The sequence below is a fragment of the Streptacidiphilus sp. ASG 303 genome (genome assembly GCF_020991365.1).
GTDB lineage: Bacteria > Actinomycetota > Actinomycetes > Streptomycetales > Streptomycetaceae > Peterkaempfera.
Window position 1 is genome coordinate 58,473 of the sequence record NZ_JAJLRA010000022.1, and the last position, 22,005, is coordinate 80,477.

The 22,005-nt window shown below is 75.3% G+C and carries 18 protein-coding genes; 9 read left to right on the plus strand and 9 right to left on the minus strand.

The features are described 5' to 3' along the window. Positions 1–183: 183 nt before the first annotated feature. The 8 genes from LO771_RS22730 to LO771_RS22770 all read left to right on the plus strand — a co-directional run bounded on the left by LO771_RS22730 (position 184) and on the right by LO771_RS22770 (position 10,866). Positions 184–2,559 carry an immune inhibitor A domain-containing protein gene (locus tag LO771_RS22730; protein WP_230745654.1) on the plus strand — a complete coding sequence of 792 codons (2,376 nt, stop codon included), beginning with the start codon at positions 184–186 and terminating at the stop codon, positions 2,557–2,559. Between the two features lie 207 nt (positions 2,560–2,766). Continuing rightward, positions 2,767–3,459 (plus strand): endonuclease V, encoded by a 693-nt coding sequence (locus LO771_RS22735; protein WP_230745656.1) that lies wholly within the window; start codon positions 2,767–2,769, stop codon positions 3,457–3,459. Positions 3,460–3,489: 30 nt separating this feature from the next. After that, positions 3,490–4,059, plus strand: a complete 570-nt coding sequence (locus LO771_RS22740) for a Uma2 family endonuclease (RefSeq protein ID WP_230745658.1) — start codon at positions 3,490–3,492, stop codon at positions 4,057–4,059. A 142-nt stretch (positions 4,060–4,201) separates the two neighbouring features. After that, a complete protein-coding gene (locus tag LO771_RS22745; protein ID WP_230745660.1) occupies positions 4,202–4,663 on the plus strand; it encodes a hypothetical protein in 462 nt (153 codons plus the stop codon). 21 nt (positions 4,664–4,684) lie between these two features. After that, a complete protein-coding gene (locus LO771_RS22750) occupies positions 4,685–6,238 on the plus strand; it encodes a WXG100 family type VII secretion target (RefSeq protein WP_230745662.1) in 1,554 nt (517 codons plus the stop codon). A 68-nt stretch (positions 6,239–6,306) separates the two neighbouring features. Continuing rightward, positions 6,307–7,770 (plus strand): S8 family serine peptidase, encoded by a 1,464-nt coding sequence (locus tag LO771_RS22755; RefSeq protein WP_230745672.1) that lies wholly within the window; start codon positions 6,307–6,309, stop codon positions 7,768–7,770. A gap of 238 nt (positions 7,771–8,008) precedes the next feature. Then, on the plus strand, positions 8,009–9,007 hold the full coding sequence (locus LO771_RS22760) for a hypothetical protein (RefSeq protein ID WP_230745674.1): 999 nt from the start codon (positions 8,009–8,011) through the stop codon (positions 9,005–9,007). A 377-nt stretch (positions 9,008–9,384) separates the two neighbouring features. Further along, entirely contained in the window at positions 9,385–10,866 is a 1,482-nt protein-coding gene (locus LO771_RS22770) for a multicopper oxidase family protein (RefSeq protein ID WP_230745676.1), read from the plus strand. 120 nt (positions 10,867–10,986) lie between these two features. On the opposite strand, the gene LO771_RS22775 is transcribed toward LO771_RS22770, so the two are convergent. Both LO771_RS22775 and LO771_RS22780 read right to left on the minus strand, forming a co-directional pair. Beyond that, positions 10,987–11,586 (minus strand): isochorismatase family protein, encoded by a 600-nt coding sequence (locus LO771_RS22775; protein ID WP_230745685.1) that lies wholly within the window; start codon positions 11,584–11,586, stop codon positions 10,987–10,989. 266 nt (positions 11,587–11,852) lie between these two features. Beyond that, positions 11,853–13,220, minus strand: coding sequence for a nicotinate phosphoribosyltransferase (locus tag LO771_RS22780; protein WP_230745687.1), 1,368 nt, complete (start codon positions 13,218–13,220; stop codon positions 11,853–11,855). A gap of 222 nt (positions 13,221–13,442) precedes the next feature. Between LO771_RS22780 and clpS the strand changes: the two genes are divergently transcribed. After that, positions 13,443–13,808, plus strand: a complete 366-nt coding sequence (gene clpS / locus LO771_RS22785; RefSeq protein ID WP_230745689.1) for an ATP-dependent Clp protease adapter ClpS — start codon at positions 13,443–13,445, stop codon at positions 13,806–13,808. 286 nt (positions 13,809–14,094) lie between these two features. Here clpS and LO771_RS22790 read toward each other — a convergent pair whose 3' ends face one another. The 7 genes from LO771_RS22790 to LO771_RS22820 all read right to left on the minus strand — a co-directional run bounded on the left by LO771_RS22790 (position 14,095) and on the right by LO771_RS22820 (position 21,881). After that, positions 14,095–14,391: an acyl-CoA carboxylase epsilon subunit gene (locus LO771_RS22790; RefSeq protein WP_230745691.1), complete on the minus strand. Its 297-nt coding sequence runs from the start codon at positions 14,389–14,391 to the stop codon at positions 14,095–14,097. Further along, the gene (locus LO771_RS22795) at positions 14,388–16,037 is read right to left on the minus strand and encodes an acyl-CoA carboxylase subunit beta (protein ID WP_230745693.1); all 1,650 of its coding nucleotides are present in this window, start codon (positions 16,035–16,037) and stop codon (positions 14,388–14,390) included. The genes LO771_RS22790 and LO771_RS22795 overlap by 4 nt, the downstream gene beginning before the upstream one ends. Then, positions 16,021–17,046, minus strand: coding sequence for a Gfo/Idh/MocA family protein (locus LO771_RS22800; RefSeq protein WP_230745696.1), 1,026 nt, complete (start codon positions 17,044–17,046; stop codon positions 16,021–16,023). The genes LO771_RS22795 and LO771_RS22800 overlap by 17 nt, the downstream gene beginning before the upstream one ends. Then, positions 17,039–18,424, minus strand: coding sequence for an NDP-hexose 2,3-dehydratase family protein (locus tag LO771_RS22805; protein ID WP_230745698.1), 1,386 nt, complete (start codon positions 18,422–18,424; stop codon positions 17,039–17,041). Before LO771_RS22805 ends, LO771_RS22800 begins: the two co-directional genes overlap by 8 nt. Positions 18,425–18,509: 85 nt before the next feature. Next, complete coding sequence (locus LO771_RS22810; protein WP_230745702.1) at positions 18,510–19,271, minus strand: SDR family NAD(P)-dependent oxidoreductase; 762 nt, start codon at positions 19,269–19,271, stop codon at positions 18,510–18,512. Between the two features lie 26 nt (positions 19,272–19,297). Further along, entirely contained in the window at positions 19,298–20,605 is a 1,308-nt protein-coding gene (rfbH, locus tag LO771_RS22815; protein ID WP_230745704.1) for a lipopolysaccharide biosynthesis protein RfbH, read from the minus strand. Positions 20,606–20,642: 37 nt separating this feature from the next. Then, on the minus strand, positions 20,643–21,881 hold the full coding sequence (locus tag LO771_RS22820; RefSeq protein WP_230745706.1) for a nucleotide disphospho-sugar-binding domain-containing protein: 1,239 nt from the start codon (positions 21,879–21,881) through the stop codon (positions 20,643–20,645). Between the last annotated feature and the right edge of the window lie 124 nt (positions 21,882–22,005).

Below are 22,005 nucleotides of genomic sequence, written 5' to 3' on the forward strand. Positions count from 1 at the left end.
CCGTGACGTGCCGTCAGGGGCGCACGCGGGCGCGGACCCTAAAGCCAAAGTCATGTGCGGGTCAAGGTCTTTCTTTTGTCGTACCGGTCCGATCAAATGTCCTCCACTTGGTACTCACTGGTTCACTGGGCGGCCACCGCCAGACTCCAGGGACCAGGCAGTCATGGGGAGGACGTCACCACGTTGAAGACGACCAAGAGAGCCGTCGCGGGTACCGCGACCGCGGCGCTCATAGCCGCGCTCGCCGCTGCGGCGCTGCCCGGCACGGCCTCCGCCGCCGGTCAGGACGCCGCCCCGGTGAGCCACGACCCGGCCGACACCCAGGTCCAGAAGGTCGACCACGACCTGCCCGGCCCGATGGGCGTCAAGCAGCAGGCCGAGCGCAAGGCCGCCCTGGAGAAGGTCCTCGACGGCACCGCCAAGGTCGAGAACCGCAACGGCAGCGAGACCGTGAAGCTCGCCCGGGACAAGTACGTCGAGCTCGGCCGTGAGCGCACGGACAAGATCTTCACCATCCTGGTCGAGTTCGGCGACCAGGTGGACAACACCACCATGTACGACCCCGACGGCAGCGGGCCCAAGCCCGCCGTCGTCAAGTACGGCGGCCAGCCCGGCCCGGCGCACAACACGATCGCCGCCCCGGACCGCACGAAGGACAACTCCACGGACTGGCTGCCGGACTACAACCAGCAGCACTACCAGGACATGTACTTCAGCAAGACCGGCGACTCGCTCAAGACCTACTACGAGAAGCAGTCCTCGGGCCGCTACTCGGTCGACGGCGACGTCACCGACTGGGTCAAGGTCCCGTGGAACGAGGCCCGCTACGGCAGCGACTACTGCGGCGCGCACGTCTGCGCCAACGCGCAGCAGCTGATCCGTGACGGCGTCAACACCTGGGTCGCCGACCAGCAGGCGAAGGGCCGCACCACCGCCGACATCAAGGCCGAGCTCGCGTCCTACGACCAGTGGGACCGGTACGACTACGACGGCGACGGCAACTTCAACGAGCCCGACGGCTACATCGACCACTTCCAGATCGTGCACGCCGGCGAGGACCAGTCGGCGGGCGGCGGCGCCCAGGGCACCGACGCCCTGTGGGCCCACCGCTCGTACGCCTACGCCACCGGCCAGGGCACCTCGGGCCCCGACTTCAACAAGCTCGGCGGCACCCAGGCCGGCGACACCGGCATCTGGGTCGGCGACTACACGATGCAGCCGGAGAACGGCGGCCTCGGCGTCTTCGCCCACGAGTACGGCCACGACCTGGGCCTGCCCGACCTGTACGACACGGTCGGCCCGCAGGACAACTCGATCGGCTTCTGGTCCCTGATGTCCTCCGGCTCCTGGATGGGCAAGGGCCAGGACGCCATCGGCGACCTGCCGGACGACATGGACGTGTGGAGCAAGCTGCAGCTCGGCTGGCTCAAGTACGACACCGCCAAGGTCGGCGAGTCCAGCCGCCACCGCCTCGGCCCGGCGGAGTACAACACCGCCCAGGCCCAGGGCCTCGTCGTCGAGCTCCCCAAGAAGTCGGTGACCACCGCCATCAACACCCCGGCGGACGGCTCCTACGAGTGGTGGAGCGGCAGCGCGGACGACCTCAACGTCTCGCTGGCCCGTGACGTCGACCTGACCGGCAAGTCCTCGGCGACCCTCACCGCCAAGGGCTGGTACGACATCGAGCAGGACTACGACTACGGCTACGCCGAGGTCTCCACCGACGGCGGCGCCAACTGGACCGTCCTCGACGGAACCTTCAACGGCGAGCCGATCCCGCACAACGAGAGCGGCAAGGCCGGCCTCACCGGCAACAAGGCCGTCTGGGGCGACCTGGCCTACCCGCTGGACGCCTACGCGGGCAAGGCCGTCAAGGTCCGGTTCCACTACGTCACCGACGGCGGCCTGCACTACAAGGGCCTCGCCCTCGACGACATCGCGGTGACCGCCGACGGCTCCACCGTCTTCAGCGACGGCGTGGAGAACGGCGACAACGGCTGGGCGGCCGACGGCTTCCAGCGCATCACCGGGTCCGTCACCAACGAGTACCCGCAGTACTACCTGGCCGAGAACCGGCAGTACGTGTCCTACGACACCACGCTGAAGACCGGCCCGTACAACTTCGGCTTCGCCTCGAAGCCGGACTGGGTGGAGCACTACCCGTACCAGAACGGCCTCGTCGTCTGGTACTGGGACGGCTCGCAGACCGACAACAACGTCAGCGACCACCCCGGCAAGGGCCTCGTCCTCCCGGTCGACGCCCACGCCAAGCCCCTCCACTGGGCCGACGGCGCCCTCATGCGCCCGCGCATGCAGAGCTACGACTCCGCCTTCGGCCTGGACAAGACCGACTCCCTGACCCTGCACAGGGCCGACGCGGCCACCACCGTCCCGTCCCAGAAGGGCGTCCCGGTCTTCAACGACCACACGGGCACCTACTGGTACGCCGACAACCCGTACAGCAGCGTTCAGGTGCCGGACACCAAGACCAGCATCGAGGTCGTGTACGAGAGCCCCGACAAGCTCGAGTCCGTCGTCCGCGTGAAGCCGGTCAAGTAACACCCCGCACCACCCGCGCCCGGCCCGCCCCGACACGTTCGGGGCGGGCCGGGCCCTTTGCCGGGCCCTTCTCCGGGCCCTTGGGCCGGGGTCCTCCCCGGCTCCGCCCCGGGCCCCTGTGCCCGGCCCGCCCCGGCGCCCTCCGCCCGCCCCCCGCCCGACCCTCCCGGGGCCCGGCGGCGGCACCGCCCCGGTAGCCTCCCCGGGGTGAGCACTCCCGCCGCCCTGCCCCGCACCGAAGCCGAGGCCGTCGCCGAACAGGAGCGGCTCCGCCCCCTCGTCGACCGCCTCGGCCCCGGCCCCGACCCCGCCGCCGGCGGCACCGTCGCCGGCGTCGACGTCGCCTACGACGACGCACACGACCTCGTCGCCGCCGCGGCCGTCGTCCTCGACGCCGCCACCCTCGCCGTCGTCGACCGGGCCACCGCCGTCGGCCGCGTCGCCTTCCCCTACGTCCCCGGCCTCCTCGCCTTCCGCGAACTGCCCGCCGTCCTCGACGCCCTGGACCGCCTCACCGTCCGGCCCGGCCTCGTCGTCTGCGACGGCTACGGCGTCGCCCACCCCCGGCGCCTCGGCCTCGCCAGCCACCTCGGCCTGCTCACCGGCATCCCCTCCTTCGGCGTCGCCAAGACCCCCTTCACCTTCACCTGCGAGCCCCCCGGACCCCGCCGGGGCGACCACAGCCCCCTCCTCGACGGCGGCGAGGAGGTCGGCCGCGCCCTGCGCACCCGCGAGGGGGTCAAGCCCGTCTACGTCTCCGTCGGCCACGGCGTCTCCCTCGACCGCGCCTGCGCCCACACCCTGCGCCTCACCCCCCGCTACCGGCTGCCCGAGACCACCCGCCGGGCCGACTCCCTGTGCCGCCGCGCCCTGGCCGCCGCCCTGCGGGACGGCTCGTAGAATCGACACACCCGACCTGCGGAGCCCCCCATGGACCCCTCGCTCTACGCGCGCCTCCGGGCCATCGCCGACGAGCTGCCCGTGACCCCGCCCGTCTGGGCCGTGGAGATCGGCGCCGAGGGCATCGTCATGATGATGAGCCCGGTCAAGCGGCACGAGCTCATCACCTTCCGTCTGGGGCGCCAGCTCAACGACCAGCTCGCCCGGACCCGCCCCGGCGTGATCGCCCACAGCGGTCCGCAGATCGAGTCGGTACCGCTGGGCCGGATGCGCCGTCCCGACCTCGTCGTCCTCCCGGAGGCCGTCCTGGAAGAGGAGGACGCCTTCGTCGACCCTGCCGACGTGCTCCTGGTGGCGGAGGTCGTCTCCGCGTCCAACCCCGACAACGACTACACGCAGAAGACCCGCGACTACCCCGCCATGGGCATCCCCCTCTACCTCATCGTGGACCCCCGCAAGGGCACCCTCTCCGTCCTCTCCGACCCCGGCCCCGGCCCCGACGGGCAGCCCCGCTACCGGGCCCGCCACGACCACGTCTTCGGTGACCACGTCCCGGTCGGCCCCTGGACCGTCGACACCACCGGCTTCCTGACGTACTGACACCTCCGGGAGCCGCCGGCCCGCCCCCTCTCCCCGCCGCCCGGTGCGCAGCCGTCGGGGGCGGTGCCGCGTTCCCGGACGGACGGCCGTGTGTTAGACATGGATGCGCTGTGTCGCCGGAGGGCCGAGGGGGAGGCAGGCTGTGGCCGGTACGGGCTACCAGGTGAAGATCGACAACCTGCGGGAGTTCGCCGCCCGGGTGCGCGGGCTGCTCGCCGAGTTCGAGGCCGGCGCGGGCGGGGACCGGGTCCACGCCGGCAGCGGGGTCGCCGCCTCCAGCTTCGGCCCCTTCCCGGAGGCCCGGAGGCTGGACGAGCGGTACGGCATCATGCGCGACGCGCTCCGCGACGTCCTCGACACGCTCCACCAGGCCCTCGACGAGGCCCAGCGCAACGCCGAAGCCACGGCCCGCAACTACGAAGAGCAGGAGCACGGTACCGCCGCCGCGATGCGCCGGGCCGCCGCGACCTCCACGGCCCGCACCTACGAGGGGCGGGAGCGCGGCGCCGCCGCATCCGCCCGCCGCACCGCCGCGGACCCCTCCCCGCCGTCCCAGGACGCGCCGCCGACCCCGGCCGAGGCGCAGCAGGGCGGCACGTGGTGACGGGGAACGGAGAGGACCGCCATGGGTGACGCCACCACCGACTTCGACAGCTACAGCCACGGGCAGCTCAAGGCCATGGTCGACGCCCTCGACCCCGGCGCCGTGATGCGCGCCGCCGACCCCTGGCGGCGCGCCTACGACACCCTCAAGGGCGTCCGCACGGCCCTGCAGTCCTACGCCGGCCAGGCCACCACCGGTTGGGAGGGCAGGGCCAGCGACGCCTTCCACGCGAACATGGACAGGCTGGCCGACCGCGTCAACAACACCGCCGAGTACGCCAACGACACGGCCGTCACCCTGGAGATCGTCTCCGACTCGATCGCCGAGGCCAAGGCCGCCATGCCCGACGAGCCGTCGGGCTGGGACAGCGCGACCGACTGGGTGGACGACAAGGTCTCCGGCCTCTTCGGCGCCGACGACGCCGACACCCGGCGGAGCGAGGCCGCCGCCCGCAAGCAGCAGGCCGTCGCCGTCATGCGCACCCTGGCGCAGCGCTACGAGAACTCGGCCGCGGTCCTGCGACCGCCGAGGGCCGGGGACGACGACGAGGAGGACAACTGGCCTCCTCCGCCTGACGACCCGACGGGAGCGGGGGCGATCAGCGGCGTCATCATCGGTGCGGGCCTGGGAGGGGCTGCCGGCGCCTCGGGAGGCGGCGGCGCCGACGACCGTGCGCGAAGGACTCCTGGTTCGGTGCTGCAGGGCAGCCCCGGGGGAGGTGTCGCGCACGCCGCCCCGGCCACCGACGCGGGCGTCCACGGCGGTACGGCGACCTCCCTGCCGCCGGCCGCCGCCTCCCCGGGGCCGGCGGGCGGCGCAGCGGTCGGCACCGGCGGCTCCGTGGGGATCGCGGGAGGCGTCCGGGCCCCCGGTTCCCCTGCCGGGCCCGCCGTCGGCGGAGCCGGACCGGCCGTCACCGGGGGCGGCCGCCCCGCACCGGGACCCGGTGGAGGTGCTCCCGCGACCGGCGGCGGCCTCATCGGTGGCGGGCGCGCCGGTGGTGGCCTCATCGCCGGCGGCCGCGCCGGAGGTGTCCGTTCTTCCGGGGGGCTCGCCCCCGGTTCCGGCCGGGGCGTCCTCGCGGACTCCGGCGGTGAGGCCCCGGCCGGGGGCGGCCGGACAACTGCCGGGGGCCGTACGCCGCTTGCCGCCGGTGCCGCCGGGGAGGCGGCTGCCGGACCCGGCGGCGGCCGTGGCATGGGCGGCTACGGCGCCGGAGCCGCCGGAGGCGTGTCGGGCGGTGCCCGCAGTGACGCCGGACGCGGCTCCCGGCTGACCGGCCGCTCCGGAGGCGTCGTCGGCGAGAGCGTCCCGGGCGCGCACGGGGCCGGCACCTTCACCGAGGGCGGCACCGGGCTCGGCAGCCGCCTGCGGGCCGGACAGCCCGGCGGCGGCCGCCCTGGCGGCGGCCAGGCAGAGGCATCCGGCGGAGACCGTACCGGGATGCCCGGCGGTGCCGTGCAGGGCGGGCGCAGGCGTGAGGAGGACCGGCACGGCGACCGGCCCGACTACCTCGTCGAGGACGAGGACACCTGGGTCGACGGGGGCGTCTCCAATCCCCACGTGGTGGAATGACCGTCCAGGACGACCGCCCCGCGGGCAGGACCGCGGGGCGGTCGCATGATCGAGCGAGGTGGCCGCTGGTGAGGATCGGAGCACGAGGACGCGTCGCGGCCGTGGCGGCCGCAGCAGCCCTCCTGCTGGCAGGAGGAGCGGGCGGCGCCGCCGCCGACCAGGTGCGCGACGCCCAGTGGCCGCTCTTCAAGTACAACGCGGCCAAGGACGTCTGGCCCGTCAGCCAGGGCCAGGGCGTGGTCGTCGGCCTCATCGACAGCGGGGTGGAGGCCGGCCACCAGGACCTGACCGGGCAGATCCTGCCGGGCGCCGACCTCTCCGGCGGTTCGTCGGACGGCCGCACCGACGAGCTCGGCCACGGCACCGAGATGGCGGGCCTGATCGCCGGCCACGGCCACGGCCCCGGCGGCCGGGACGGTGTGATGGGCCTCGCGCCCAGGGCGAAGATCCTTCCTGTGAAGGTGCACCTGGCCAAGGACACCCTCGACCTCTCCTCCCAGGACACACGGGTGGCCGACGCCATCCGGTACGCGGTCGACCACGGTGCCAAGGTCATCAACATGTCGCTCGGCGGAGCCGGGGGCGGCAGCGACGAGCGCGCCGCCGTCCGCTACGCCGTGGACCACGACGTCGTCCTGGTGGCGTCCACCGGCAACAACGGCTTCGACCGCGTCGAGTACCCGGCGGCCGTTCCCGGGGTCGTCGCCGTAGGCGCCGTCGACGTCCGCGGAGACGTCTGGGAGAAGTCGAACCGCGGCTCCGAGGTCACGCTGGTCGCCCCCGGCGTCCATGTGCCGCACGCCAAGAACACCGGTCCGGCCGCCTACAACATGGGCAGCGGCACCTCCGACGCGACCGCGTACGTCTCCGCCGTCGCCGCGCTGGTGCGGGCGAAGTACCCGCAGCTGACGGCGGGGCAGGTGATCACCCGGCTGATCAGGTCGGCGGTGGCCCCGCCCGACGGGAGCAGCGTGCCCAACTCCCGGTACGGCTACGGCATCGCCAGCCCCAAGCGGGCGCTGACCATGGACCTGCCGTCCGCGCCGAAGGGGAACCCGCTGCTGGACCGCCCCGAGTCGCAGGCCGATCCGGACGCCTCGGCGACGGCTGCGGCCGGCGGCGACTCCGCCGCGCGCCCGGCCGCGGACGGCGGCGGGGTGCCGCCGTGGGTGCCGGCGGCCGGTGGCGTGGTGGTGCTGGCGGCCGTGGTCGGCGCCGTCCTCGTGGTGCGGCGGCGCGGGCGCGGCCCGGGCGGCCCCGGCGGCCCGGGCGGGGGAGGCCCCGGCGGGCATCCGCAGCCCTGGCTGCCCCCGTACCAGGGGCAGCAGGCACACCCGCAGGGCCAGGGCCAGGTGCCGGGCCGGGCGTGGGGCGCGCCGCAGCCGTACGGCCAGGCGTACCCGCCGCAGCCGTCCCAGCCCAACCCCTACGCGCAGCCCGGCCTTCCCCCGCAGCACCAGTCGCAGCCGCACCAGCCGCAGGCCCAGCCCCAGCCGAACCCGTACCAGCAGCCCGACGCCTACCGGCAGTGACTCAGGGTGACCGGTGGGCCGCCCGGGGGTCGGCGTCCCGTCCGGTCCCCGGGCGTCCGGCCCGAAGGGCCCCGCACCTGCGGTTACTCCGCACGGGTGAAGCGGGGCACGGTCGTTCGTGGTCTGTTCGGGTGAGGGTAGGCGGACTTTAGCCCCGGTGCGTCCCGGGTCGTCGACGGGCCTGTAACAGCGGCCGTTTTCGGGGGAGCCGCCGGCGGCGTCCGGGGATGGTGGGGCCATGAACCACCAGACCCCCTCTCCGGTCCCCTCCCTCGACGACCTCGCCCGTCTGCAGTGCAACGTGGTGACCGCCAGTCAGCTCCGCTCGCGGGGCGTTCCGGCCCGCACCATCACCGAGCACTGCCGCCACGGCGGCCCCTGGCAGCGGATCCTGCCCCGTGTCTTCGTGCTCCAGCCGGACCCCCCGACCCCCGAGCAGCGGATGTGGGCGGCGCTGCTGTACGCCGCGCAGAACGGCATGGCGGAGCGCCGCGGCGCACCGGTGATCACCGGGGCGGCGGCGCTGGCCCTGTACGGCTTCACCTCGGTGCCCCGGCTGCCGGCCGTGTACGGGGTGGACGTGCTGGTGCCGCGTCAGCGGCGGCTGCGCGACGCGGGGGAGGTGCGGATCCTGCGCACCGACCGGTCGCTGGAGGCCCGCCTGGTGCACGGCCTGGCGTGTGCGCCGATGGCGCGGGCGGTGGCCGACACGCTGGCCTCGTCGGACGTGGTGTCCCGGCCGGGTGCGGTCCGGGCGCTGCTGCGGGAGGCGGTCGCGGAGCGCGGCTGCCCGGTGCGCGAGCTGGCGGCCGAGCTGCGCGACGCGGGGCTGCTCGCGGCGGTGCCGGTGCGGGCGGCGCTGGACGAGGTGCTGGCGGCCGTCCGGGAGGGGGCCCGGGAGGCCCTGCGCGGGCTGCTGGCGGGGTGGCTGCTGCCGGAGCCGGTCTGCGGCGTGGAGCTGCGGATGCGGGGCGGGACCTTCGTCGCGGTGCCGGACGTGTTCTGGCCGGGGCGCGGTGTGGCGGTGGAGCTCGACTCGGACGTCCGCTGCGTCAGCGAGGGGGAGTCGGCGTGGGTGCGCGCCTGCCAGCACCGGATGGAGCACCTGGGGGTGCGGGTGGTCTACCTGGCGTCGGAGCGGCTGGTGTCGGAGCCGGCGGCGGTGGAGGAGGAGCTGCGGACGGCGCTGGCGGCGGGCGGCCTGGACCCGGTGCGGCTGGTGGCGGACCACGGCTGAGGGGCCGCCGCCGTGCCCGTCCCGCCTCCGCCCCCGCCGCCGTCCTCACCGTCCCGCCCCCCGCCGTCCCCTTCCGTCCGGCTCGCCGCCGGTGCCGCGTCCCTCTCCCCGCCGGTCCGCCGCCCCGGCCGCCGGTGCCGCGTCCCTCTCCCCGCCGGTCCGCCGCCCCGGCCGCCGGTGCCGCGTCCCTCTCCCCGCCGGTCCGCCGCCCCGGCCGCCGGTGCCGGGGGAGACCGCTGCTGACGGACGGACACGACCCCCGGCCGCGCCTTCCCGTGGCCTGCCGTCCCTCTCCGGGGGGCCCGTCTACCGCTGTTCGAGTGGAGCGGTCTAATGAACCGTTAATCACATAAATGGTCTGGTTAGCGTCCTGAGGTATGGACGACATCGCTCCGCCCGCACACCTCCCCGGGCGGCCGGGCATCTCCCGGCGACGCTTCATGGCGGGCCTCGCCTGCGCCGCCTCCGCGGCGCTCGGCACCACCGGACTCGTACTGCCGGCAGGGAGGGCGGCCGCCGCCACCCGGCTCCCGATACCCGAGATGCTGGTCCCCACCCGCCGCAACGGCGTCTGGGTCTTCCCCCTGCGCGCCGCCTTCGGCACCCACGAGCTGCTGCCCGGGGTCCGGAGCAGCAGCGCCGGGTTCAACGGCTCCTACCTCGGCCCCACCCTCCGGGTGCGCAACGGGCAGAAGGTCCGCTTCGAGGTGACCAACGACCTCGACGAGGACCTGGCCGTCCACTGGCACGGCGCCCACGTCCCGCCCGAGGCCGACGGCGGCGTGCACTCCGCCTTCGCCCCCGGTGAGACCTGGTCGCCCGAGTTCACGGTGAAGCAGGAGGCCGCGACCCTCTGGTACCACCCCCACACCATGGACCGCACCGCCCGCCAGATCTCCTGGGGCCTGGCCGGCCTGCTCATCGTCGACGACGCCTCGGCCGGCTCCGCCGCCCTGCCCGGCGCCTACGGCACCGACGACGTCCCGGTGATCCTGCAGAGCGTCGCCGTGGGCGACGACGGCGGCATCAGGTACGACGCGGACGGGTTCGCCGACCGCGACGTCTCCTTCCCCTTCGTCGTCAACGGCGCCCCCCTCGACGGCGCGCCGCTGGACTTCACCGCCACCCGGGGGCGCGTGCGCCTGCGCCTGCTCAACGCCTGCCTCGCCGAGGAGCTCGTCGTCACCCGCACCGACGGCCGCCCCCTCGTCCAGGTCGCCACCGAGTCCGCGCTCCTCCCAGGCCCCCTCAGCACCGGCGCGGTCCGGCTGCCCGCCGGCTGCCGCGCCGAGGTCGTCGTCGACGTCGACCGGTCGGTCACCCTCCGCGCGGCCGTCCGGACCCGGGTCGGACGCCGCCGCGACGGCAGCCACGACTTCCTGCGGCTGCTCCCCGCCAGGGGCGCCCCCCGGCCCAGGGCGCTGCCGTCCCGGCTCAACACCATCCGTCGCTTCGACACCTCCCGCCTCCGGCCGCGGCGGATCGCCCTCACCGAGAACGGCGGCCTGCTCGGCATCGACGGCGTGTCCGGCACCACCATGGAGGCGATGGACCGCGCCACCATCACGGTCCGCAAGGACGTCCTGGAGCTGTGGGAGGTGGTCAACCGCTCCCCGCGGGACCACTCCTTCCACATCCACGACGTGCCGTTCCAGCTGGTCTCGGTCGGCGGGCGCAAGCCGCGGGGCGCCGAACTCGGCTGGCGCGACACCGTGGCGGTCCCCCAGGGCAGCAGCATCCGCATCGCGGTGCGCTTCACCGACTTCGCCTCGGAGAAGTACACGTACATGCTCCACTGCCACATGGCCCAGCACGAGGACCTGGGCATGATGACGTCCCTCAAGGTCAAGGCACGCTGACCCGCCGGGTCCGCGCGGTCCGCCCGGCCCGGCCGGTCCGCGCGGCCCCTCCGGCCCGCCCGCGCGTCGGGCCCGGCCCGGTCCGTCCGGGCCGGGCCCGACGGGGCCGCCCGTCCGGGCTCAGCCGGCCGCGACCACCGGGGTGCCGCTGAGGGCGACGCCCGCGGCGCGCAGCTGCTCCAGCGCCCGCTCCGTGGTCCCCGCCGCCACGCCCGCCGTCAGGTCCAGCAGCACCCGGGTGCGGAACCCCTCCCGGGCGGCGTCCAGCGCCGTGGCCCGCACGCAGTGGTCCGTGGCGATGCCCACCACGTCCACCTCCTCCACGCCGCGCGAGCGCAGCCAGACCGCCAGGGGCACGCCGTTCTCGTCCCTGCCCTCGAAACCGCTGTACGCCGCCGCGCGGGCGCCCTTGTCGAAGACGGCCTCGACCGCGCCGGAGATCACGGCGGGCGCGAAGTTCGGGTGGAAGCCCACCCCCTCGGTGCCCGCCACGCAGTGGACCGGCCAGCTGTGCACGAAGTCGGGGTGGTCGGAGAAGTGGTCGCCGGGGTCCAGGTGGTTGTCCCGGGTGGCCACGACGTGCGCGTAGCCCGCCGCGCTCGCGCTCTCGGCGACCAGGTCGGTGATCGCCGCGGCCACCTCGGACCCGCCCGGGACGGCCAGGCTGCCGCCCTCGCAGAAGTCGTTCTGCACGTCGACGACGATCAGTGCCCGATGCATGGGTCCTCGCTTACCAGACGGAGCCGGCGGACCGGGGGCGGTCCCGCGGCCTGATGAGGTAGAGCTTAGGGAGCGCGGGCGGCCTGCGGGAGGGGGCCCCGGGCGCCGCGCCCGGCGCCCCGCGCCGCCCGTACCGGTCCCGCGCCCCGGGCCGCCCGCCCTCCGCGGCGCCGGGGCCGGGCCCTGCCGTCGCGGGGCGACCCCGGCGGGCCCGCTGACCGGCCCGCTGACCGGCCTGCCCGCCGGCCTCCGGCCGGCCCCGGCCGTCACCCTCCTGCGGTGCCCGCCCCCGGGGCCGCCGCCGTCTCCGTCACCAGCACCGGCTCGCCCCGCGACAGCTGGGTCGCCGACAGCGGCAGCCCCGCCCGCGCCGCCGCGTGCCGGGCCCGCGCGGTGGCCAGCGGCTCCCGCCCGACCACCTCGCCGCCGCGCACCAGCGGCACCTGCAGCAGCCGGTCCGCCAGCGCCGCCGGCACCGGGCCGGTGCCGACCACCTCGGCCTCGGCCACGCCGTCCGCGTCCAGCCGCCGCGCCGCCCACTTGCGCCCGCCGCGGCTCGTCTTGCCGCCCGCCGACCGCTTGGCCACCGGCACCAGCGGCGCGTCCGGGCCGTTCCCCGACGCCCGCGCCACCAGCTTGTAGACCATCGCGCACGTCGGGTGCCCGCTGCCGGTGACCAGCGAGGTCCCGACCCCGTAGGCGTCCACCGGCGCCGCCGCCAGGGCCGCGATCGCGTACTCGTCCAGGTCCGAGGTGACCAGGATCCGCGTCTTCGTCGCGCCCAGCTCGTCCAGTTGGCGGCGCACCCGGTGCGCGAGCAGCAGCAGGTCGCCGGAGTCGATCCGCACCGCGCCCAGCTCCGGCCCGGCGACCTCCACGGCCGTGCGCACCGCCTCCTCCAGGTCGTAGGTGTCCACGAGCAGCGTCGTGCCGCGGCCCATGGAGGCGACCTGGGCGGTGAAGGCGTCCCGCTCGGTGTCGTGCAGCAGCGTGAAGGCGTGCGCGCTGGTCCCGACCGTGGGGATCCCGTACCGGAAGCCCGCCTCCAGGTCGGAGGTGGAGCCGAACCCGGCCACGTACGCGGCGCGGGCGGCCGCCGTCGCGGACCGCTCGTGGGTGCGGCGCGCCCCCATCTCGACGCACGGCCGGTCCCCGGCCGCCGCCGTCATCCGGGAGGCCGCGGCCGCCACCGCCGAGTCGTGGTTGAGGATCGACAGCACCACCGTCTCCAGCACCACCGCCTCGGCGAAGCTGCCCTCGACGGTGAGGACCGGCGACCCCGGGAAGTACACCTCGCCCTCCGGGTAGCCGCTGATGTCGCCCCGGAACCGGTAGTCGGCCAGCCAGCGCAGGGTCGCCTCGTCCACCACGCCGTTGTCCGACAGCCAGTCCAGCCGCGCGCCGTCGAACCGGAAGGACTCCACGGCGTCGAGCACCCTGCCGGTGCCCGCGACGACGCCGTACCGGCGGCCCTCGGGCAGACGGCGGGTGAAGACCTCGAACACCGAGCGCCGGTGCGCGGCGCCGCTGCGGAGCGCGGCCTGCAGCATGGTGAGCTCGTAGTGGTCGGTGAGCAGCGCCGTGGAGGGTGCGCCGGGGGCGCGGTCGGCGCCGGATGCGTCCGTGACGTCCATACCGGGGATGCTACCCCCTTAGCGTCACTTTGACGATTTAGGGGGTGCGGTGTTCCCGGGCACACCGGGAGCGCGCCGGACGTGCGGGGGTGCGGGGAGTGCGGGGGAGTGCGGGAGGAGCGCCCCATGAGCGCCCCGTCGCGGGCCGGACGCGCCCCGGACCCGCGCCGGACGTGCCCCGGGCGAGGGCCGGGATCGCAACGGGGGCGCCCGGATGGCAGCATGGTCCCTGTGGGGACGCGCCCGAGTGCGGGTGCGCGTGCAAGCAGCGAAGGGGACGCAGTCGTGAGCGTCGCGCCGGTCGAGATCGAGCGCACCGAGTCGGAGTCGGCCTCCGCCGCGGTCCCGGAGCCCGACACCCCCTGGGTGACGATCGTGCACAACGACCCCGTCAACCTCATGAGCTACGTCGTGTACGTCTTCCAGTCCTATTTCGGCTACCCCAAGGAGAAGGCCCGCGAGCTCATGCTCGACGTGCACCACAAGGGCCGGGCCGTCGTCTCCAGCGGCAGCCGCGAGGAGATGGAACGCGACGTCCAGGCCATGCACGGCTACGGCCTGTGGGCCACGCTGCAGCACGACCGGTGACCGCCGGGCCGGCTGGACCGGCCGGGCCGGCTGGACCGGCCGGGCCCGGCCTGCGGGCCGACCCGTTCGCCGCCGTCGTCCGGAGACCTGCCCGGGAGGGGCCTCCGGCCTGCGCCGGAGGCCCCTCCCTCGCCCTCCGTGCCTGCCGTGCCCTCCGCGCTTCCCGGAGTCCCGCCGTGCGGGGCGGGGGAGGGGCCCGGCGAGGCTCCCGGACGGGGCCGGACGCGCCCCTTCCCGCTCGTGGCGGGGCGGACGGAGCCGCGGGCGGGCCCGTCGTGCGCGGCCGTCACGCAGCGGGCAGGACCGGCCGCCAGGCGGGGGCCGGCCGCGCGGGCCACCGGCCGGCGGGCGGGCGGGGATCGTGGGCGCGGGGCCAGGCCGCCACCATCCGCAGGCCGCCGCCCTGCGCGCCCTCCGCACCCTGGTCCGGACCCGCGCCCGCCCCGGCGCGGGCGGCGCGGGCCAGCAGGACCGCCGTCAGGGCGGCGAGCTCCTCCGTGTCCGGGCTGCCCCGTTCGACGCGGATCACCGGAGCCGGGTCGAGGGCGGGAGCCGGTGCCGGGACCGGGGGCGTGGTGCTCACTGCGGCTGGTTCCCGTGCTTGCGGCTCGGCAGCGGGGCGTGCTTGGACCTCAGCATCGCCAGCGCGCCGATCAGCCGGGCCCGGGTGTCGGCCGGGTCGATCACGTCGTCCACCAGTCCGCGCTCGGCGGCGTGGTAGGGGTGCATCAGCTCCTCGCGGTACTGGGTGATCAGCCGCGCCCGGGCGGCCTGCGGGTCCTCGGCCGCGGCGATCTCCCGCCGGAAGACCACGTTGGCCGCGCCCTCGGCGCCCATCACCGCGATCTCGTTGGTCGGCCAGGCCAGGGAGAGGTCCGCGCCGATCGACCGGGAGTCCATGACGATGTACGCCCCGCCGTACGCCTTGCGGACGACCAGCGAGATCCGCGGCACGGTGGCGTTGCAGTAGGCGTACAGCAGCTTGGCGCCGTGCCGGATGACCCCGCCGTGCTCCTGGTCCACACCGGGGAGGAAGCCCGGCACGTCGACCAGGGTCACCAGCGGGATGTTGAAGGAGTCGCACATCTGGACGAAGCGCGCCGCCTTCTCCGAGGCCCGGATGTCGAGCACCCCGGCCAGCACGGCCGGCTGGTTGGCGACGATCCCGACGACCTGGCCGCCCAGCCGGGCGAGCGCGCAGACGATGTTGGGCGCCCAGCGCTCGTGCACCTCCAGGAACTCGCCGTGGTCGACGACCTCCGCCAGGACGGCCCGCATGTCGTACGCGCGGCCCGGGTCGGCCGGGACCAGGTCGGCGAGCGCCTCGCAGCGCCGGTCGACCGGGTCGTCGGCGGGCGCGGCGGGCGGCAGCTCCCGGTTGTTGGAGGGGAGCATGGACAGCAGGTGCCGGACGTCCTCCAGGCAGCTCCGCTCGTCCGGGTAGGCGAAGGAGGCGACCCCGGACAGCTCCGCGTGGACGTCGGCGCCGCCCAGGCCGTTGTGGCTGATGACCTCGCCGGTGACCGCCTGGACCACGTCCGGCCCGGTGATGAACATCTGGGCGGTGCCGCGGACCATGAAGACGAAGTCGGTGAGCGAGGGCGAGTAGGCGGCGCCGCCCGCGCACGGGCCGAGCATCACGCTGATCTGCGGGATCACCCCGGAGTTGCGGACGTTGCGCTGGAAGATGCCGCCGTAGCCGGCGAGCGCCGTGACCCCCTCCTGGATCCGCGCGCCGGCGCCGTCGCAGAGCCCCACGACGGGTGCGCCGGTCGTCTCCGCCAGGTCCATGATCTTGTGGATCTTCTGGGCGTGCGCCTCGCCCAGGGCCCCGCCGAAGATCCTGAAGTCGTGGGCGTAGACGAACACCTGCCTGCCGTCCACCAGGCCCCAGCCGGTCACCACCCCGTCGGTGTGCGGGCGGCGGGCCTCCAGTCCGAAGCCGACGGCCCGGTGCCGCCGGAACCCCTCGACCTCGGTGAAGGTCCCCTCGTCGAAGAGCAGGTCGATGCGCTCCCGGGCGGTCAGCTTGCCCTTGGCGTGCTGGGCGTCCGTCGCCGCGGGGCCCGGTCCGTCCAGCACCCGCTCCCGGAGTGCGGCCAGCTCCCGGACCCGGTCCGCGGTGCGGAGCGGCGGGGCAGGGGCCCCGGAGGGCGCCTCGGCGGCGTCCCCGGCCTCCAGGTCGAGTTCGACCGCGGCCAGCGGCCGGTGTTCATCGATGACGGTCATCTGCGGTGTCCTCTCCCCATGCGCTGCGCTGTCTGTCGTCCTCGGCCCGGCGGCGGATCTCGTCGAGCAGCCGTGCCTGCTGCAGGCACCTCGCCTCGGTGGACTCGTCCACGGCGCCCGCCCGGACGGCCGCGACGAAGGCCCGTACCGTGCCGGCCACCTGGTCGTCGGCCCCGAGCAGCAGTTCCCGCGGGCCGTGGGGGCCCAGGAGCCGCAGCTCGGCGCGGTGGTCGGCGGGCGGGGTGAAGGCCGGTTCGACCCGGATGTGCCCCTCGCTGCCCCACAGCTCGTACGCCGACCGGTAGGAGTGCTCCATCCCGAAGACCAGGTGGACGGTGACCCCGTCCGGGGTGCGCAGCAGCGCCGCGCCCGAGGTCTCCACGGCGGAGCCGGCCGGGCGCTCCAGCGTGGCCCCGACCACCCGGAGCCCGTCGCCGAGCAGGTGCAGCGCGGCGCGCACGGGGTAGTACCCGACGTCCAGCAGCGCGCCGCCGCCGAGCTCCGGGCGGTAGCGGATGTCGCCGGCCGGGCGCGGGGGCATGGCGAAGGCCGCCGAGAACGCCCGCACGGCCCCGATCGCCCCGTCCTCCACCAGCCGGCGCACCACGCCGTGCTGCTGGTGGTGGACGAACATCACGTTCTCCATCAGCACCAGGCCGTTCTCGCGGGCCAGGCGCAGCAGGCGGGCGGTGTCCAGCGGGTCGCCGGTGAGCGGCTTCTCCGACAGCACGTGCTTGCCGGCGCGCAGGGCCCGCTCGACCCACTCCGCGTGCAGCGCGACGGGCAGCGGCACGTACACGGCGTCCACCGCGTCCATCGCGAGCAGGGCGTCGTAGCCCTCGACGGGCCGGCCGCCGAACCGTCCGGCCAGGGCCGCGGCGCGGTCCAGGCTCCGGCTGGCCACGGCGACGACCTCGGCCTCCGGCTCCGCCGCCAGTGCGGGGAGCACCCGGCGGCGGGCGATGTCCGCGGCCCCCAGCACGCCGACGCGCAGTGCGGGTTCAGCCATGGGCGGCCTGTCCCAGGGCGTGGAGGCAGGCGACCAGGGTGCGGGCCTGCACGTTGACGTAGTGGCCGTGGCGCAGCAGTGCCGACAGCTGGGCCGGCGTCACCCACGCGTAGTCGTCGGGGACCTCGACGTCCTCCCCGTCCTCGAGCTCCACCACCAGGTAGCGGCTCTCGGCGTTGAGGAACCGCCCGCCCTCCTCGGAGTGCACCGTGTCGTAGCGGATCTGCCCGGGGCGGGCGGCGAGCACCCGGTCGAGGAAGGGCGGCCGGTCGGCGGGGGCCAGGCCGTCGTGGTTGCCGGGGGTGCACTGGACGGTGGGGGCGAGCTCCACGGTGTCCAGGAAGCCGCCCTCGACCTTGGCGTGGGCCAGGAGGTGGAGCACCCCGTCGACGCGGCGGGCCAGGAAGGCCGCGACGCCGCGGCCGCGGGGCTCGATCAGCGGCTGGGTCCAGCCGGTGACCTCGCGGTTCCCGGCCTCCACGCGCACCGCGACCACGTCGAACCAGCGGCCCTCGTGGTGGCTGATCGCGGACTCGCCGCGGGTCCAGCCGGGCAGCCCGGCGAGCGGCACGCGCTCGGCGTGCACGTCGTGGGCGGAGCGCCGGCCGGTGAACCAGGACAGCAGCTCGGTGTCGCTGTGCAGGGCCTCCCCGGGGCCGTCGAGCGGGATGCAGGACAGGACCGTGCGGGAGTCCATGTTGACCACGTTGTCGCGGTGCAGCAGCCGGCCCAGCTGGCCCAGGGTCAGCCAGCAGAAGTCGTCCTCCAGCGGGACGTCCTCCTCCACCTCGACGATCATGTTGCGGTTGCTCTTCTGGTGGAACCACGACCCGTGCTCGGACTGCAGCACGTCGGCGAGGACCCTGCCGCGGCCGGGGCCGGTGAAGTACTGGATGTACTTGACGTCGGCGCCCCGGTGGACCTTGGTGTAGTTGCTCCGGGTGGCCTGCACGGTGGGCGAGAGCTGGAGCAGGTTGGGGTTGCCGGGCTCCATCTTGGCCTGCATGAGGAAGTGCAGGACCCCGTCGAACTCCTTGACCAGGATGCCGAGGATGCCGACCTCGGGCTGCTTGATGATCGGCTGGTGCCACTCGGGGTACGGGCCCGCGCCGGTGGTCACGTGCAGGCCCTCGACGGTGAAGAAGCGCCCGCTGCGGTGGACCAGGTTGCCGGTGCCCTCCTCGAAGGACCATCCGTCCAGCTCGGCGAACGGGATGCGCTCGATCCCGAACCTGTTGGCCCGCCCCCGGCCTGCGAGCCAGTCGGCGAAGTCCTCGGTCCGCAGCCAGGACCCCCGGTCCGCCGCGGCCGACCGGGCGAACCGGTCGGCGAGTTCGGTGTCCGCGCGCTGCCGGAGCCGGGGTGGGGAAGACGACATGCCGTTGACCTCCTGGTCGGTGGGGGGTTGGGGTGCCCGACGACGGGCGGGCGGGGCGGTCCCGGCGGACGGGCGGCCGCCGGCCTCAGCGGCCGCCGGCCACCGCGAGCGTCTCGCCGGTGATGTTCCCGTTGGCCGCCGAGCCCAGGAACAGCACGGTGCGGGCGATGTCCTCGGGGGTGCTCAGCCGGCCGGTGGGGGTGGCCGCCAGCTCGCGGGCCCGGGCCGCCTCCGGCAGCTTCCGCAGCATCCGGTCGGTGACGGTGAGCCCGGGCGCGACGATGTTCACCAGGACCCCGTCGTCCGCCAGGTCCCACATCAGGCTCCGGGCCAGGCCGTGCAGCCCGGCCTTGGCCGCGCCGTAGAACTCCTGGCCGCGGTTGCCGCCGAGGGCGTTGTGCGAGGAGACCAGGACGATCCGCCCCCATCCCCGGGCCCGCATGCCGCCCACCGCCGCCTGGACGGTGCGGACGGCCGGGGCCAGGTTGCCCTCGACCACCGGCAGCCAGTCGTCCTCCGGCACCTCCTCGAACCGGGTGCCGGGGGCCCGCCGCACGCCCCAGCGCACCGCGTTGGCGACCAGGACGTCCAGGGCGCCCCAGCGCCGCTCCACCTCCGCCACCGCGGCGCCCGGCGAGCGCGGGTCCTCCAGGTCGTAGGTGAGCGCGAAGGCCCGGTCCCGGTCCCCGCCCAGCTCCGCCGCCAGCTCCGCGGCGGCCTCCAGGTTGCTGCGGCAGGCCACCGCCACCCGGGCGCCGGCCCCCGCGAAGGCCCGCGCGACCGCCCGGCCGATGCCGCCGGTGGCGCCGGTGACGAGGACGGTGCGTCCGTTCAGCCCCAGTTCCATCTCGGTCCCCCTCCGGCCGCCGCCGCTCAGCCCCGGGCCCCGACGAACTCCCGGACGGAGGCGATCACGTAGTCGATCATCTCGTCGGTGAGCCCCGGGTAGACCCCGACCCAGAAGGTCTGGTCGGTGACGATGTCGCTGTTGGCCAGGTCGCCGACGACCCGGTGCGGCTGGTCGGTGTAGGCCGGGTGCCGGGTGAGGTTGCCCGCGAACAGCCGGCGGGTGCCGATCCGCCGGCCCTCCAGGAAGTCCACCAGCTCGGCGCGGGCGAACGGCGCCTGCGGGTCGACGGTGAGGACGAAGCCGAACCAGCTCGGGTCGCTGCCCGGGGTCGCCTCGGGGAGGATCAGCCACGGCACGCCGTCCAGGCCCTCGCGCAGCCGCGTCCAGTTGCGGCGCCGGGCGTCGATGAAGGCGTCCAGTTTGGTGAGCTGGGTGAGGCCCAGCGCCGCCTGCAGGTCGGTCGCCTTCAGGTTGTAGCCGACGTGGGAGAAGATGTACTTGTGGTCGTAGCCGGCCGGCAGCGTGCCCATCTGGTAGTCGAAGCGCTTGAGGCACTTGTTGCTCTCGCCCGGCTCGCACCAGCAGTCCCGGCCCCAGTCCCGCAGCGACTCCACGATCCGGGCCAGCGCGAGGTTCGAGGTGAGCACGCAGCCGCCCTCACCCATCGTCAGGTGGTGCGCCGGGTAGAAGCTGACCGTGGTCAGGTCGCCGAAGGTTCCGGTGAGCCGGCCCTGGTAGGTGGAGCCCACCGCGTCGCAGTTGTCCTCGATCAGGAAGAGGTCGTGGTCCTCGGCCAGCTGAGCGATCTCGGCCACCTCGAAGGGGTTTCCCAGCGCGTGGGCGATCATGATGGCGCGCGTGCGCGGCCCGATCGCGGCCTCCACGCGGGCGGCCGTGGTGTTGTAGGTCCGCAGGTCGACGTCGACGAAGACCGGGATCAGGCCGTTCTGCAGGATGGGGTTGACGGTGGTCGGGAACCCCGCGGCCACGGTGATCACCTCGTCGCCGGGCAGCAGCCGGCGGTCCTGGAGCAGGTGCGAGGTGAGGGCCGACATCGCCAGCAGGTTGGCCGAGGAGCCGGAGTTGGCCAGGTGGGCCTTGCGCCGCTTCATCCGGCGGGCGAAGGCCGACTCGAACCGCCGGGAGCTCACGCCGGCCGCGATCCGCATCTCCAGGGCCGCCTCCACCAGGGCGACCCGGTCGTCCTCGTCCAGCACCGCGCCGGACGGCCAGATCTCGGTGACGCCCGGCACGAACTCCCTTCCGTCCTCCTCCTCCTCCTGGTGGTACTTCCGGACCTCGTCCAGCACCAGCGCCTTGTGAATGCTCATCTCCACCCTCTCCTTGGCCGGGTTCCCCACGAGGCCCTCACCCGTTCCGTCCGACCCGACTATGGGCGGCGCGGCTCGAACCGGCCTCGACACGGGGTCGGGCGGTGCCCGCGCCCCCGGACGCCAGGTCCTCCAGGACGCGCACGGCCTCGGCCGGCGCCGGCATCCGGTGCAGCTCGGCGCGCAGCCGCCCGGCCCCCTCGGCGTACCGGGGGTCGGCGAGCAGCTCCCCGACGGCCGCCGCGATGCGCCGCGGGTCCCGCTGCGCGTCCGCGTCGGCGAGGGTGAGGCCCGCCGTGCACGCGGCGATCCGCTCGCCGTGCTCCGCGGTCCACGGGATCTGCGGGACCACCAGCTGCGGCAGCCCCTCGGCGACGGCGGCCAGGCCGGTGCCGCTGCCCCCGTGGTGGACCACCGCGTCGCAGCTGCCGAGGACGTGGCCGAGCGGCGCCGGGTCGACCAGCCGGACCGACGGGGGGAGCGGCCCGAAGGCGTCCCGCAGCCCCGGCTCCACCGTGACCACGACCTCCACCCCGGGCAGGGCGCCCAGCGCGGTGGCGAGCCGGGTCGGCAGCTCCGATCCCTCCAGCGCCACGGTGCGCAGGCCGAGGGTGACGCAGACACGGCGGGGCGCGGTCCGCTCGGCCACCCAGGCGGGGGCGGTCCCCGACCGGTCCGCGACGAACCGGATCGGCCGCGCGGGCGCCGCCTCCGGGTGCTGCAGGCCGGGCGGGCAGGGGTCGAGCACCAGGTCGGGGCCGGGCAGCCCGCCGGGCAGCCCTCGGTCGGCGCAGATCCCCCGCAGGGCGGCGCGCACCCGGTCGAAGCCCACGGTGCTGAGCGAGTCGACCCCCCAGCGGTGGTGGACCACGGGCACGCCGACGAGGCCCCCGGCGACCAGCGACGCGTAGTCCAGCGGATCGGCCACGACGACGTCCGGACGCCAGCTCCGCGCCACCGCGAGCGAGGGGTCGAGGACGTCCAGCACCCGGGCCTGCCACCGGCGGGCCAGCGCCGCCCAGGGCGGCTCCCGCCGCGAGCCGCCGCTGCCGTCGGCGTCCTCGGCGCCGGCGGCGCGGTCCCGCAGCCGGGTCTGGATCTCCCGCTGCTCGCTGCCGACCTCGACCAGGGGCAGCCCGGCGGCCCGCGCGGTCTCCGCCAGGTCGGGCTGCGCGGCCAGCAGCAGCTCGTGCCCCGCCTCCCGGGCGGCGGTGAGCAGGGGCAGCAGGGGGAGCAGGTGGGACGGTACCGGGGAGGCCATCACAAGCACGCGCACAGCCGTGTCCTCTCGAAAGGCGGTCGGGTCGCGGACGGGGGCGCCCCGGACTGTGGCCGCCCGCGCTGGAGTCCGGGTCGACCCGGCTGGGGGCCGTGCGGGGGCGGGCTCGAGGCCGGTTCGA

Excerpts from the sequence above, each read along its gene's own strand:
- LO771_RS22740 (WP_230745658.1), top strand. The coding sequence starts at position 3,490 with ATGGACCCCTCGCTCTACGCGCGCCTCCGGGCCATCGCCGACGAGCTG.
- LO771_RS22750 (WP_230745662.1), top strand. The coding sequence starts at position 4,685 with ATGGGTGACGCCACCACCGACTTCGACAGCTACAGCCACGGGCAGCTC.
- LO771_RS22760 (WP_230745674.1), top strand. The coding sequence starts at position 8,009 with ATGAACCACCAGACCCCCTCTCCGGTCCCCTCCCTCGACGACCTCGCC.
- LO771_RS22770 (WP_230745676.1), top strand. The coding sequence starts at position 9,385 with ATGGACGACATCGCTCCGCCCGCACACCTCCCCGGGCGGCCGGGCATC.
- LO771_RS22775 (WP_230745685.1), bottom strand. The coding sequence starts at position 11,586 with ATGCATCGGGCACTGATCGTCGTCGACGTGCAGAACGACTTCTGCGAG.
- LO771_RS22780 (WP_230745687.1), bottom strand. The coding sequence starts at position 13,220 with ATGGACGTCACGGACGCATCCGGCGCCGACCGCGCCCCCGGCGCACCC.
- clpS (WP_230745689.1), top strand. The coding sequence starts at position 13,443 with ATGGTCCCTGTGGGGACGCGCCCGAGTGCGGGTGCGCGTGCAAGCAGC.
- LO771_RS22795 (WP_230745693.1), bottom strand. The coding sequence starts at position 16,037 with ATGACCGTCATCGATGAACACCGGCCGCTGGCCGCGGTCGAACTCGAC.
- LO771_RS22800 (WP_230745696.1), bottom strand. The coding sequence starts at position 17,046 with ATGGCTGAACCCGCACTGCGCGTCGGCGTGCTGGGGGCCGCGGACATC.
- LO771_RS22805 (WP_230745698.1), bottom strand. The coding sequence starts at position 18,424 with ATGTCGTCTTCCCCACCCCGGCTCCGGCAGCGCGCGGACACCGAACTC.
- LO771_RS22810 (WP_230745702.1), bottom strand. The coding sequence starts at position 19,271 with ATGGAACTGGGGCTGAACGGACGCACCGTCCTCGTCACCGGCGCCACC.
- rfbH (WP_230745704.1), bottom strand. The coding sequence starts at position 20,605 with ATGAGCATTCACAAGGCGCTGGTGCTGGACGAGGTCCGGAAGTACCAC.